The sequence below is a fragment of the Pseudoalteromonas sp. S3776 genome (assembly GCF_005886915.1).
Taxonomy (GTDB): Bacteria; Pseudomonadota; Gammaproteobacteria; order Enterobacterales; family Alteromonadaceae; genus Pseudoalteromonas.
This window is the reverse complement of the sequence record NZ_PNCU01000001.1, coordinates 165,182-179,005: the sequence shown is the minus strand read 5'-3', so window position 1 is coordinate 179,005 and position 13,824 is coordinate 165,182. Positions and strand designations below refer to the sequence as shown.

Genomic DNA, 13,824 nt, shown 5'->3' with positions numbered 1-13,824 from the left:
CGTACCTCGCCGATATTAGCCAAGCGTTACTTGCCGTTTATTGCGGCGTTATATTTTTAGGTGAAGCATGTCTGATTTCGAAAGTATTCAATATGATGTAATACAAGAAGAACTTGCTCAAGAGATGCAATGGGATGAAGCAAGTAAAGAATCAGCACTAGAACAGTGTATATATTTATTTGTTGAAGGAGAAAGTGAAGAAGTCGCTTTTAGGATTTTGTTGGAAGAAGGGTTAGGAATTAACTTTTCTAAATACGGTATCGTTATCGCTAATTACAATGGAATTGGCAATTTAAAACATGTAATCCGAATAATGAACCAAACATTGAGCCATGAAAGGCCAATGATTTTTACTTTTGACGATGACGACCCATCTAAAGTTCCTTTAAAAAATACTTTGCCAAGTAACGTTCATTTGTTCAAAGTTCCTTGTAAACCGACAGTGACTTTACCAAACGGGTTGCAAGGAGGTTCCTTTGAAGAGTCTTTTAAGTCTTGTGACTTTATTGATGCATGTTTTGAAACAGACTTTTTAAAAGCTAATCCTCAGATTTCCAAACAAAGCTTTATTAATAATTTTGACAAAACTAAGCCATTTTATACTCAAATTGTAAAATTCTTAAAGCAACAAGGGTTGTCGACCTACACCTTACCGAAGCCTGAAATAGCGGAGAATATGGCTGTGTCATGCACACCTGAACCTGATACATATATAAAATTAGCAGACTTAATTGAACAAATACGAACTAAATATCCAGTAAAAGTAAAAATATAACAAGAGTCTAAAGCAAATGAGGTCAAATCTTGACTTCATACATCAAAGTTTACCAATGACCGCCCACAGTACCATTTAGCCATTCAACAACATAAAATATTGATAATAATTGGCAAGGAATCTTACTCTAATGATTAGTTTTTTGGCGCCACGGTGGTCGCTAATACGGTTTAATACTAATCAAAAGCACATACGAACTTATTGCGCTGTTTGTATGGTTATAGGCCCTCTACGGCGCTGCGCCTTTCCATTAAAACTACATTGCGCCATACGCCTTGCAATTTACCTAATTTCTCTCGGTTTCCAACCTGCCTAAAACCATTGCGAGTATGTAAAGCAATACTACTTAAGTTTTCAGGGAATATACTAGCTTGTAGCATCCATATACCGCTTTTTTCTGACTCATTAATAAGTGCACAAAGCAGTGCCTGCCCTAAGCCTTTGCCTTGGGCTTGGTTTGCAACATATACACTTACCTCGGCACCGCCCGAGTAAACCTCACGACTTGAAACCGCCGATAACCCCGCCCAGCCAAGCACCTTTTCATCCTCAACGGCAACAAGGCGACAACAGTTAAGCATAGAGCTATTCCACTACTGCCAACTTTTAGCTTTGATTTGAAAGGTCGCGTTGCCGGTATCAATACCTTGCTGATATATGTTTTGAACGGCTAAAAAGTCGTTCTCTGCGAATGGCCTTATGATGGCTGTTACTCCAATTTGAAATTGTTAGGACTCATACCGAGAAATCAAATCATTGATTTTTCTTCTTACCGGTGACACTACATCTGACTGATTAGCTAAAATAACAACAATGAAGTCATCGTCTAAATGTATATCTAACCGCGCATCAACACCTAAATATGCACCGCCATGCCCTATAATTCTATTAGTATCGGTTCCACCGACTGAAAAACCATAACCATACCAAGGCGCTGAGTTATATTCTGTTTTTTCACTATAAGCGGCTTGTGTTAACTCTTTATTTAATAATTTAAATTGTGTTAGTGCCAAAGAAAAGCGATGCAAGTCCCCAACCGTTGAAAAACCGCCTCCGGCAGGGCTGCCTTTAATAGCTCTGGTGTAAATACTATTGACCCAACCATTGCTATGCATTCGTTTTAAATAACCCGTTGCTAGGTTATCGTTTACATCATCTAATGCAAAGCTCCCCGAATTTTGCATACCCGCTTTTTTATAAATATGCTTATCTATATAACTGTAGTAAGACTCCTCAGATACACTTTCGATTATAAGCCCGAGCATTAGCATTCCTGAATTACTGTATCGGTTTCGTGTGCCTGGTTTAAAAAGAAGAGGAGTGCTTGCCACTAAGGGTTTATAAGCTGAAAGGTCGCGATATGCCTCTTTGTTACTGGCATTAAATTCTTCATTAAAAAAGTTACCTAATCCTGATGTGTGCGTTAAAAGGTGCCTAACAGTAATTAAATCTGTATCGCCTTCAGGCAGCCAGCTTTTATCTACAAAGTTAACTAGCTTATCGTCGAGTTTGAGTTTGCCTTTTTCAACAAGCTGTAACGCAGCTATAGCGGTAAACATTTTATTCATAGAGCCTAAAGAAAACTTAGTCTCTAAGTTATTTTTAACCTGCCACTCTTTGCTGGCATAACCTACCGCCTTTTGAAATAAAATATCTTGGCCTTTAGCCACTAAAACAGCACCAGAAAAAGCATTGTTATTATCTAAGTGATCAATAAATTGCGCTAAATCTTGGCTAAAGCTTTTTGGGGTGAGTACAGCACTTTTTATATTTTTTGACTCAACATCATTAAAACTGCTGTAGTTAATTTTGTGAGGAGGAGAACTTTGTTTATTTATAACAAGTTCATACTCAAAATTATTATTTTGAGAAATAACACGTATACGATCATTATTATTTTTTTCTGGTAGGTACTCTAATACTTTGAGTTTTCCATAAGTATTTTTCTCGTTTAAAAATACCCCAACATAAGCATCAAGGCCGTAGGTGTCTATTCTGCTTTGAGACATATTATTTGATAGGTACTCGATAACTTCACTCTGAGAACCTTCGTTAAAAACAGTAATGAAATTTTGCGCTGTATCTTCATTACTATGAGCCGAGTAAGATAGGCAAAGTGCAATTAAACCAGTAATAAGTTGTTTCATAAAAATCCCTTTTTAATAATTAAAGTTATAGCTTAATAACCGCTAACATGTCGTCCTCATCCTCATCGAGGCCAACTTTTTCAAACCCAAAACTTGAATAAAAGTCTTTAGCAACAGGGTTTTGCGGGTTATAACAAATCTCGATTTGTTCAAGCTTAGGATTTGTTTTAATCTCTTCGATTGCCATCGCTAGTGCTTTGCGCCCAATGCCTTTATTTTGATGAGTTTGATCAACCATGAAGCGCCAAATAGAAACCTTTGTTGGGGTTTCTTGTACCCACATAAAAAAGCCTACCGGCAGAGCATTTAGGTAAATAGCTTTACAGGTATACCCGCTATTGTAGTGCGCCTCAACTAACGACCACATATTACACGCTACGTATTCTTCTTGTGTTTTAGCAACCTCTAAATCACATATGGCTTCGTAATTATCTGCGGTGATGTCTTCCAATGACAGTGTCATATTTTTCCTTAAAATTAATTACTTATATAACTAACCGAGCTTTTAATAATAAATCTCAGTAGCTATTTTCAGCGCCTACTAAGTTAACCTTACTTGCAATAGGCTGGCTATTGGCGCCTAAGTTAGCCCTGTTTTTGCTGAAAATTTTTAGCTAGAGAAAATAAATTTAAACATTGCTTTAATCAAATACGTTGGTACGTATTTTAACCAAATTTTAGATTAACTAACTTACCAGTATCTGTACCTATAAACAATAAATAGCTTTACCAGCCCACTAGTCAAAGAGCCTTAATTATTATCTTTTTAGGATCTCATCAATATGTTATATTATAACAATTGCTATATTTAGCTCTATTTTGAATAAGGGTTAGCTTATGAAAACGTTTACAAAAGGGTTCATTATTGCCCTGCTATTAGGGTTGGGATTTAGTGCTAATGCGCAAAAGCATGTACATGGGGAAGGTGAGTTACTTATTGCTCAACAGGGCAATGTGCTGCAAATGCAGTTTATTATTCCGGCTGCTGATGCGCTTGGTTTTGAGCATCAAGCTGCAAGCTCAACAGATAAAAATGCTATTGATGTACTTGCTCAGCAATTAAAAAATAGCAGCCACGCCATTGATATAAAGGGGCAGTGTATTTTACAAAGCACCGAAAACTCACTTGCTCACAGCCATGATGAACATGCAGACCTTCATAGCCACGATCATCATAATGTTGAAGCCACCTACAACTTTAACTGCAAAACACCGGTTAGGGGCTTTACGGTCACGTTGTTTAAGTTAATGCCTTCACTTAATGCGCTTAACGTGCAATGGATTAGTAACACTGGGCAAGGCTCAACAGAAGTGACGCGCAATAATCCTGTAATAAGCTGGCAAAGCTAATATTTAGCCGCCAATTCACACCCATTAAACATACATTGCTGACTAAATAAGAGCTGTAAGCATGAAAAGCCAACTAATAAAAAATGCCCAAATAGTTAACGAAGGTAAAACGCAACGTGCTGATGTACGCATTACCAACCAATTTATTGAATGCATTGCTGCTAATATCACCCCGAGCATAAACGATGATGTATTTGACGCGCAAGGTGCGTACTTACTGCCGGGCATGATAGATGACCAAGTGCATTTTAGAGAGCCTGGCCTTACTCATAAAGGGTCTATATTAACTGAATCGCGCGCGGCAGTGGCCGGCGGTATTACAAGTTATATGGAAATGCCCAACGTTAATCCTTCAACCACTAATAAAGCCGCACTTGAGGAAAAATACGCCATAGCCGAGCAGCATTCTTATGCTAATTACTCCTTTTACCTTGGCGCTACAGAGCATAATTTAGATGACATTAAAGCGCTTGATCCTAAAAAAGTATGTGGTGTAAAAGTGTTTATGGGCGCATCTACCGGTAATTTATTAGTAGAGAACCCACAAGCGCTTGAGGGGATATTTCGCGAATGCCCTGTGCTTATAGTTACCCACTGCGAAGATGGAAAAATCATTAGCAAAAACAATCAGCGCTATGAGCAACAAGGCATTGTGCCTAGTATTACCGATCATCCAAAAATACGTGATGCAGAGGCGTGTTATGCCTCATCGTCGTATGCGGTGTCGCTTGCTAAAAAATACAATGCGCAATTGCATGTATTACACATAACCACCGAAAAAGAGCTGAGTTTGTTTACTAAAGGCGATATAGCCAATAAAAGTATTACCGCAGAAGCCTGTGTACACCATTTATATTTTAGCGAGCAAGATTACGAAGCCTTAGGCAACTTAATAAAATGTAACCCTGCCATAAAAGCTAAAACCGATCGCGATGCGCTAATAAACGCGGTTAAAAATAATCAAATAGATATTATTGCCACCGATCACGCTCCGCATACATGGCAAGAAAAACAAACCGATTATGTTAACGCGCCTGCAGGCTTACCCTTAGTAGAGCACGCACTTTTAAGCTTACTAGAGCATGTTAAACACAACCGCCTGAGCATCGAACAAGTAGTAGAAAAAACCGCACATAACCCCGCGCTGCGTTTTAAAGTAGATAAACGCGGCTTTATAAAAGAGGGTTACTACGCCGACCTAGTGCTGGTAAGTACACATCAAACCACAAAAGTGAGCCACGACGCTTGCCGCTACCTTTGCGGTTGGACGCCTTTTGATGGCGTTGAGTTTTCATCAAAAATAGTAAGTACGTGGGTTAATGGCGAGCGCCTTTACGATGGCAAAACGGTCTCTAAACCAAGCAAACCTGCCATGCCTCTTGTTTTTAATCGTTAATTGGAATAGTTAAATTTATGAATGCTAAAAGCCATTTGCCAGATATTACTTCGCAGAATAACTCTTTGAATGCACAACCTTTACAATGGGTAGGGATGGAAGGAATTTCGCTGCCTTTGCATGTTTTACCTCTCGCTGGCGAACCTATTCATACAAACGCTAAAGCCGACGTATTTGTGAGCTTAAATAAAGCGGATGCAAAAGGCATACATATGTCGCGCTTGTATTTATTGCTTAATGAACAACTGGCTAATAAGCCACTCAATGGCCAAGTTTTAACAACGCTAGTTGAAAACATGCTGAGCTCTCAGCAAGGCTTAAGCTTAAGTGCCAAAGTAGATTTAGCTTTTGAGCTTGTAATAAACAAGCCGGCGCTTTTATCTAATCAATCTGGATTTCAGGCGTATCCGGTGGCTATTAGCAAAACCATTAAAAATGGCGTTATTAATACCGAGCTTAGCCTCACAATTCCTTATTCTAGCACGTGCCCCTGTTCGGCCGCGCTTTCTAGGCAAGCGTTAAGTGACGCCGTAGCAGAGCAGTTTACAGAGCAGCAGCTTGATAAAAACACTTTATTAGAATGGCTTACATCGCAGCAAGGCAGCGTAGCTACCCCGCACAGCCAACGCTCGTATGCGTATATAACTATGAGCTTACTAGGTGAGCAACTTCCTGATTTACCCACTCTTATTGCGCAAATGGAACAAGCCATAGGCACACCAGTACAAACCGCAGTAAAACGAGAAGACGAGCAAGCCTTTGCTAAATTAAACGCCGAAAACCTACTGTTTTGTGAAGATGCCGCCCGCAGGTTAAAGCACGCCCTTGAGCAAAATACAGATATTTGCGACTACCACTTTAAAGTTGAGCACCAAGAAAGCCTACATGCGCACAATGCCGTAGTGTACGACCAAAAATTTGCATAGCAAAAGCATTAATTAGTAAGGAATAAACATGTTAAGAAAAAACCCAAACGGCCACATGCCAAGCGTCGCACAAAGCGCATTTATCGACCCAACAGCCATTGTGTGTGGCAAAGTAATTATTGAAGACAACGTATTTATTGGCCCTTATGCGGTTATTCGCGCCGATGAAGTAGACGACACCGGCGATATGCAGCCAATTATTATTAAAAAAAATTCAAACATACAAGATGGCGTGGTTATTCATTCTAAATCGGGGGCGGCGGTATCTATTGGCGAGCGTACATCTATAGCGCATCGCTCTATTATTCATGGCCCGTGCAGCGTAGGGGATGATGTATTTATTGGTTTTAATTCGGTAGTATTTAGATCGCATGTGGGAAATGGTTGTGTAGTTAGGCATAACTGCGTTGTTGATGGACTCGATTTACCTGAAAATTTTCATGTACCGCCAATGACCAATATAGAGCCTGGCTTTGATTTAAACAGCATAAGTAAAGTGCCGCCAGAGTATTCAACATTTTCTGAGTCGGTGGTGTCTGCAAATCACGATTTGGTAAAAGGTTACAAAAAATTGGCTAATGAACTCTAATAAGCAAACGCTAAAGGCGATACCTACTAATATTATTAGTGGTTTTTTAGGTGCCGGAAAAACCAGCGCTATTATATCGCTACTTAAAACCAAACCACGTACTGAACGCTGGGCAGTATTAGTAAACGAGTTTGGCGAAGTAGGTATTGATGGCGCGCTACTTAATGGGCAACAAAGCCCAAACAGCGGTGTATTTATTCGCGAAGTACCCGGTGGCTGTATGTGCTGTACCGCCGGCGTGCCAATGCAAGTTGCACTTAATCAGCTGCTTAAACAAGCAAAACCAGACAGGCTTTTAATTGAACCCACAGGCCTTGGCCACCCAAAAGAAGTATTACAAACACTTTCATCATCGCATTATAAAAGTGTACTGAGCTTACAAAAAACAATTACTTTAGTTGATGCCAGAAAGCTCAACGACTCGCGTTATACAAGCCATGCTACGTTTAATCAGCAAATTGATATTGCAGATATTATTGTAGGTAACAAGCACGATTTATACGCTCAAAATGACACTGAAACATTAACTGATTACGTAATAAGCCGCGCAAACCAAACACAGCAAATTGTATTTACTACACAAGGTGAAATAGCGCCCGAGTTGTTACAAGGTGAGTGCGGCTATAATCAATTGGCGCCTTGCACTGCGCATACACATACAAAGTCAGGCATTAATACCCGTGAAGTGCCGTTATCCACAAATGGCATACTGTGCATTAAAAATAGCGCTCAAGGCTATCAAAGTATTGGTTGGCGTATTAGTGCAGCACACATATTTAGTAAAACCGCGCTGCACGCTTTGTTTAGCAACTTAAAAGTAGAGCGAATTAAAGCTGTTATAAAAACAGACGAAGGGTTTGTAGGCTTTAACCTAGCGGAGCAAACCTTAACCGTTACCCCCTTAAACGATTGCCAAGAAAGTCGTATAGAAATAATAGCGATACAAATTAACTCTATGTGGGCGCAACAACTCATGAACTGCTTAATTAATAATAAAACCAACTCAGAGAAAACCAACCATGAACACATTTAATGCATTAACCATTGCTTTAGTCAGTGCGCTTAGTGTTGGCTGTACATCTAACCTAACCAAAAATACTAATGAAAGTTTTTCAGCGCAGCCGGCCTCGCAGCTACACGCTCAAATTCTACCAGCTTTAAAAATAGCGACTTGGAACGTTGAACACCTTGCATACCCAATAGATACAGGCTGTAGAGCCAGAACGCCTAGCGATATTGAGGCTATGAAAGCCTACGCAAATAACTTAAATGCTGATGTAATCGCCCTGCAAGAAGTGGCTTCGAAAGAGGCATTAGAGCAAATATTCTCTGAAGACGACTGGCAACTAATGGTATCGAGTAGAGCACCTAGCCCTGCATATACGTGTAGAAAAACAGGGGCTAAATCTACCCAACAGAAAGTCGCTTTTGCGGTTAAAAAAACAGTGCCTGTATTAAATATTGAACCCTTTGAACCACTTGGTCTATCAAAAACAGGGCTGCGCTACGGATTGCAAATAACCGTTAATACACAGCAAGGGCCAACCGATATACTTAACGTACACATGAAAAGCGGCTGTTTTGTAGACGACTACTTAAAAAGCGACTCACCCGCGTGTAAAACCTATGCGAAGCAAGCACCAGTGCTTAATAGCTGGGTTGAAAAACACGAAACAGCAGGCACGCCTTACGTAATATTAGGTGATTTTAACCACCGTATATCAGCACCTTATAATAGGCTAACTCGCACTTTATTAAGTAATGAGCGCTCAACTCGTATTACAACCAGCCAATTGTTAGGGTGCCAAGCACGCTATCCGGCGCCTATCGATCACATTATTGTTGGCGGTATGAATGCGCAAAATATTACAAAGTCGGCTCAGGTGCACAAATTCAAAAATATGGATAACAAAGTCATGTTGAGTGACCACTGCGCTGTATCGGTTTCGCTTGCTGCTAATGCGCACTCACTGTCGTCGGCAGTGTTATGGCAAACAACCAGTAAAGAGTACAAAGCACTAGCAACTACAACCTATGAACAAGCAAAAGCTGCGGTAATGCAATTGCCAAACACTGCAAGTAACTGGGTAGCTGTGATGGATGTTGATGAAACCGTGCTTGATAACTCAGCTTATCAAAAACAAACCGAGCTTAACGGTAAAGGATATACACCACAATCTTGGCAGGCATGGGTTACAAGCGAAAAAGCCACACTGGTACCTGGTGCTAAATCGTTTATAGAAACAGTGTATAAACACGGCGGAAAAATAGCGCTTGTAACTAACCGTAATAAGCAAAACGATGTACACACATGGAATAACCTTAAAGCCGTTGGCTTGCCTATAACGGTTGAAAACACCTGTTTAATTGGCCGATCTAAGGCTGACAAAAACGCCGTTAATAACAACGAATTTATTAACGATAAAGACTTGCGCCGCCAACAAATAACACAAGGCACAGCCGATTGTTTTTCACCAAGTGGGCAAAATAATAACTGGCAGCAGCCACAAGTTATTAAGTTTCAGGTGGGGGATAACATAGAAGACTTTAGCGGCGTAACACAAAAAACCGCCAATATAAAAACGCTACAACCCAAGCTTGGTAAATCATTATTTTTACTACCAAACCCTATGTATGGTTCGTGGTAAATACTATTTAAAAGGAACAGTAATATGACAGATAAGACTTCAACGGCAACCAGTTCAGGCTGCACTAACACAAGCTGCTGCCCACCACCGCAAAGCCCTATTACGCGTGGCACGCCTAAAGTAGGGCGAAACGATCCGTGTGTATGCGGTAATGGCCGTAAATATAAAAAGTGTTGTGGTAAAAACGCATAAATTGCAGCAAAGCTGCTTTTAATTTAGGTAAAAAAAAGGCTAGCGTAATGTTAGCCCTATTAATTTCTAAGCTCAGCGTATTTAACTCGCTGTTACTTCTATTTTTTGCTCTAGCGTAAAAGGCTTTTCATTTAAAAGGCCGCTTATTTGTACCAAAATCTCTGATTTACCGGGTTTATTAGCTACGTATTTTAAACTGTGTATTCCGCGTGTACGCTCTAATAATATTGAAGGCTCGCCGGTAAGTTTAATACCTTTTGGCGCTACAAATTTTACACTTACCGCGCTGTAACGTTTAGGCACTAAGTAGCTAAAATTAGCTGTGCTTGTATCGCCAACATTTACTTTTGCTTGTTTAGCGTGCTTTACAGAAAAACGCTCAAGTATAGGAGTTTGGAAGCTTTGGCGAGCAAACGGATGAAACTGATTTAAACCAACCCCGGAGTGAAACTCGCACGCATTAACGCCAACAGACGCACTTGCCAAAACGAATGAGCAAAGCAGATATTTTTTATTCATATTATTCCTCGTACGGTAAAACTCGGTCTAACTTAAGCTCGTAAGCCGATGTACCTAATTCATTTTCTACGGTATTAATTATTATTTTTCCTTCAAACCAAAAAGCGTCGTATAAGCTTTCAAGCTCAACGCCTTGTTCAAATTTAACGTAAATTATTTGGTTTGGCGGCGGTGGCGGCATATGCAAACACGCCCCAAAGTAAGGCACTACAAAAAACTCACTAATGCGCTTACCTTCTTCTGATTCAAGCGGCACAATAAAACCAGGCACGCGAATCTTTTTATTGTTATAGCTATCAATGACTCGAGCTGAGCTTAATGCTTGCTGATAGCGTTTATCTTTATCGTTTTCAAACGGCTTAGCGTCTAGGCTATCTAGTGTGTCTTGCTCTGAGCCATCTTCAATTTCGGTTAAATACTCTGGCGGATTAAGCAGTGCGTCTAAATCGTCTTTAGGCATTAACTGAATCCACTCTATTTCTTCGTAGCGTGTGCTTTGAGCCGCCGACTCAACAGTAAATACAAAACTGGCCAAGGCAATAACACACCAAGCAACCATGTTAGTTACATTCTTTGACATATTTTCATCTCAATTAGCTTATTGCTTAACTAAAAACGTTATAACATATCAACACTTATCAAACCATAGGAGTCTCATCTTTGCCTAATACAGTCTCTTCGGCCTCAACTCCCTTTGCCATACATATTAATCAACTTAATTATAAGTACCACAAAGCCGATAAAACCGCGTTTTATATTCCTAACTGGCAAGTAAAGCAGGGGGAACAAGTGTTTTTACACGGTGAATCTGGCTCAGGTAAAACCACATTACTTAATTTATTAGCAGGGGTGCTCACACCGCAAAGTGGTGATATAGCGTTACTTGAGCAAGCATTTTCAACGCTTTCATCAAAAAAGCGCGACAAATTTAGAGCGCAGAACATTGGTGTGGTGTTTCAGCAATTTAATTTAATACCGTATTTAAGTGTTTTAAAAAATATTCAACTTGCTAACTACTTTGCAAAAACGGGCAATACGCAAATAGAGCAAGACGCTAAAGCACTGCTTTTAGCGCTTAAATTACCAACGACTATTTTGCACAAAGCAGCAAATACATTGAGTGTTGGCCAGCAGCAGCGTGTGGCTATTGCCCGTGCTTTAATAAATAAACCTAAACTGTTATTAGTTGACGAACCTACCTCAGCATTAGACGCCGCATCGCGCGATGCATTTATGACCTTACTAATTGATTTATGTAAGCAGCACAGCATAACGCTTGTATTTGTAAGCCACGATATGCACTTACAACAATTTTTTGAGCGCAGCGTAAATGTAACTTCGCTTTTAAAAGAGGAGGGCAGCAAATGCTAGTATCGTTAGCGTGGAACAGCTTAGCCAGTAGGCGCAAATCGGTCATACTTACGTTTTTATCATTACTTATAAGTATTAGCGTGCTGTTAAGTGTTGAGCATATTCGCCAGCAAGCCAAAGAGAGCTTTAACAGAACCATCTCTGATGTAGATATGATTGTGGGCGCACCTAGCGGGCAATTAAACCTTTTACTTTATTCGGTATTTAGAATGGGCAGCCCCACCAGTAATATTAATTATAAAAGCTATGAAACCCTAAAGAGCAGCTCATTAGTAAAATGGGCAATTCCTATTTCGCTTGGCGATTCGCACCGTGGTTTTAGAGTTATGGGCACCAATAACAGCTACTTTGAACACTTTAAATACGGCACTAAGCAACCACTTACTTTTAGTAGCGGCCAGCCATTTAACACATTATTTGAAGCGGTAATAGGGGCCGATGTAGCCAAAAAACTCAAGTATAAAATTGGCGACAGCGTAGTGATTGCTCATGGTATTGGTAACACAAGCTTTACCCATCACGACAACACCCCCTTTATAATTAAGGGCATACTTAGCCCAACAGGTACACCGGTTGATAAAACCATACATGTAAGCTTAAACGCCATTGAGGCCATACATTTATCACCGGCAAAACAAGCTAAATTACTTAATAATGTAGACTCGGTAAACACCACACCCGAGAGCATTACTGCAGTAATGCTGGGTTTAAAATCTAAGTTTTCTACCTTTAAATTACAGCGCGATATAAACAATTATAAAGCCGACAGGTTAATGGCAGTGTTACCCGGTGTTGCCATGACCGAGCTTTGGCAAATGATGGTAACCGTTGAAAACCTATTACGCATTATTGGTATTTTGGTGTTGGTATCGTCGTTATTTGGCTTATCAACCATGTTACTTGCCTCTATGGCGCAGCGTAAAAACGAAATTGCCGTGCTACGTGTATTAGGCGCAGGGCCAAGCGTTATTTTTAGCTTAGTACTGGTAGAGGCGTTAATTTTAGTAATACTAGCAAGCGCAGCTGCAACGGCTTTACTAGGTTTAACTTTATGGCTTTTAGGCGATTGGCTAGGCACCAGGTACGGCTTATTTTTAAATGCAAACATGCTTAATGTAGATACTTTAAAAGTAATCGCCGTTATTACTGTTGCGGCTATTATTACCTCAGCTATACCCGCGTATGAGGCTTATAAAAATGCCCTACACAGTTCGCTTGGCGCTAAAAGTTAGCACCTTTAAAAATTTAACCATGTAGTAAACAAAAAGGCCGCAATAATAAATACTGCGGCCTTTGTTTTTAGCTAGATGTTTTTAGCTAAACTTTTTTAAATTAGCTACGTTTAGTAAGCGCCTGCGCTATATATAAGCTCGTAGCTGTGGCTGTAAATCTCAAGGATGTTACCAAACGGGTCCTCCATGTAGATCATACGGTATGGCTTTTCGCCAGGGTAGTAGTAACGAGGCTCTGGCATACGTTTTTTACCACCTGCAGCAACAATACGATCTGCTAAGCCTTCTACATCTGGGTCTTGAACACAAAAATGAAAGATGCCTGTTTTCCAGTATTCAAAATTGTCTTTAGGGTTTTCTTGGTTTTTAAATTCGAAAATTTCGACACCAATACGGTCGCCTGTTGAAAGGTGCGCTATTTTAAATTTTTCCCAATCTGGACCAAATACATCGGTACACATTTCGCCAATGGGGCTGTTATCTTCAGTGATCACGGTAGGCTCCATTATGGTGTACCAGCCCATCACCTTAGTGTAAAACTCTACGGCTTTTTCAACATCCGGTACTGAAATACCAATGTGCGAAAAACTACGTGGATATGTATGACTCATAATATGTCCTCTTTAACTGTGATTAGTTGATGGAGTTAGTTTACGAATCAACCGTTATTAAGTAAAAT

The 13,824-nt window shown here is 40.0% G+C and carries 16 protein-coding genes; 10 read left to right on the top strand and 6 right to left on the bottom strand.

The genetic code is table 11. The features are described from left to right. The first annotated feature begins 67 nt into the window (after positions 1–67). Positions 68–775: a TOPRIM nucleotidyl transferase/hydrolase domain-containing protein gene (locus CWC16_RS00795; RefSeq protein WP_138540105.1), complete on the top strand. Its 708-nt coding sequence runs from the start codon at positions 68–70 to the stop codon at positions 773–775. A gap of 218 nt (positions 776–993) precedes the next feature. Here the strand turns inward: CWC16_RS00795 and CWC16_RS00790 are convergent, their stop codons facing one another. The 3 genes from CWC16_RS00790 to CWC16_RS00780 all read right to left on the bottom strand — a co-directional run bounded on the left by CWC16_RS00790 (position 994) and on the right by CWC16_RS00780 (position 3,385). After that, positions 994–1,356: a GNAT family N-acetyltransferase gene (locus CWC16_RS00790; protein ID WP_249929164.1), complete on the bottom strand. Its 363-nt coding sequence runs from the start codon at positions 1,354–1,356 to the stop codon at positions 994–996. A gap of 147 nt (positions 1,357–1,503) precedes the next feature. Beyond that, a complete protein-coding gene (locus tag CWC16_RS00785) occupies positions 1,504–2,922 on the bottom strand; it encodes a serine hydrolase domain-containing protein (RefSeq protein WP_138540104.1) in 1,419 nt (472 codons plus the stop codon). 25 nt (positions 2,923–2,947) lie between these two features. Beyond that, the gene (locus tag CWC16_RS00780) at positions 2,948–3,385 is read right to left on the bottom strand and encodes a GNAT family N-acetyltransferase (protein ID WP_138540103.1); all 438 of its coding nucleotides are present in this window, start codon (positions 3,383–3,385) and stop codon (positions 2,948–2,950) included. A gap of 374 nt (positions 3,386–3,759) precedes the next feature. Between CWC16_RS00780 and CWC16_RS00775 the strand changes: the two genes are divergently transcribed. From CWC16_RS00775 to CWC16_RS00745, 7 genes are all read left to right on the top strand, one after another. Continuing rightward, on the top strand, positions 3,760–4,272 hold the full coding sequence (locus tag CWC16_RS00775; RefSeq protein ID WP_138540102.1) for a ZrgA family zinc uptake protein: 513 nt from the start codon (positions 3,760–3,762) through the stop codon (positions 4,270–4,272). A gap of 61 nt (positions 4,273–4,333) precedes the next feature. Next, entirely contained in the window at positions 4,334–5,668 is a 1,335-nt protein-coding gene (locus CWC16_RS00770) for a dihydroorotase (protein ID WP_138540101.1), read from the top strand. 17 nt (positions 5,669–5,685) lie between these two features. Next, a complete protein-coding gene (gene folE2 / locus CWC16_RS00765) occupies positions 5,686–6,594 on the top strand; it encodes a GTP cyclohydrolase FolE2 (protein WP_138540100.1) in 909 nt (302 codons plus the stop codon). Between the two features lie 28 nt (positions 6,595–6,622). Continuing rightward, on the top strand, positions 6,623–7,183 hold the full coding sequence (locus CWC16_RS00760; RefSeq protein WP_138540099.1) for an LbetaH domain-containing protein: 561 nt from the start codon (positions 6,623–6,625) through the stop codon (positions 7,181–7,183). After that, positions 7,173–8,216 (top strand): CobW family GTP-binding protein, encoded by a 1,044-nt coding sequence (locus tag CWC16_RS00755; protein WP_138540098.1) that lies wholly within the window; start codon positions 7,173–7,175, stop codon positions 8,214–8,216. The genes CWC16_RS00760 and CWC16_RS00755 overlap by 11 nt, the downstream gene beginning before the upstream one ends. Next, the gene (locus CWC16_RS00750; protein WP_138540097.1) at positions 8,203–9,831 is read left to right on the top strand and encodes an HAD family acid phosphatase; all 1,629 of its coding nucleotides are present in this window, start codon (positions 8,203–8,205) and stop codon (positions 9,829–9,831) included. Before CWC16_RS00755 ends, CWC16_RS00750 begins: the two co-directional genes overlap by 14 nt. 24 nt (positions 9,832–9,855) lie before the next feature. Then, positions 9,856–10,023: an SEC-C metal-binding domain-containing protein gene (locus tag CWC16_RS00745; RefSeq protein WP_138540096.1), complete on the top strand. Its 168-nt coding sequence runs from the start codon at positions 9,856–9,858 to the stop codon at positions 10,021–10,023. Between the two features lie 81 nt (positions 10,024–10,104). On the opposite strand, the gene CWC16_RS00740 is transcribed toward CWC16_RS00745, so the two are convergent. Together CWC16_RS00740 and CWC16_RS00735 are read right to left on the bottom strand one after the other, a co-directional pair. After that, a complete protein-coding gene (locus CWC16_RS00740; protein ID WP_138540095.1) occupies positions 10,105–10,542 on the bottom strand; it encodes a hypothetical protein in 438 nt (145 codons plus the stop codon). A 1-nt stretch (position 10,543) separates the two neighbouring features. Then, a complete protein-coding gene (locus tag CWC16_RS00735) occupies positions 10,544–11,122 on the bottom strand; it encodes a DUF3299 domain-containing protein (protein WP_138540094.1) in 579 nt (192 codons plus the stop codon). A gap of 80 nt (positions 11,123–11,202) precedes the next feature. On the opposite strand from CWC16_RS00735, the gene CWC16_RS00730 reads away from it, so the two are divergent. Continuing rightward, entirely contained in the window at positions 11,203–11,913 is a 711-nt protein-coding gene (locus CWC16_RS00730; protein WP_502705064.1) for an ABC transporter ATP-binding protein, read from the top strand. Then, positions 11,907–13,145 (top strand): ABC transporter permease, encoded by a 1,239-nt coding sequence (locus tag CWC16_RS00725; protein WP_138540092.1) that lies wholly within the window; start codon positions 11,907–11,909, stop codon positions 13,143–13,145. The genes CWC16_RS00730 and CWC16_RS00725 overlap by 7 nt, the downstream gene beginning before the upstream one ends. A gap of 110 nt (positions 13,146–13,255) precedes the next feature. Here the strand turns inward: CWC16_RS00725 and CWC16_RS00720 are convergent, their stop codons facing one another. Next, positions 13,256–13,756, bottom strand: coding sequence for a lactoylglutathione lyase family protein (locus tag CWC16_RS00720; protein ID WP_138540091.1), 501 nt, complete (start codon positions 13,754–13,756; stop codon positions 13,256–13,258). Between the last annotated feature and the right edge of the window lie 68 nt (positions 13,757–13,824).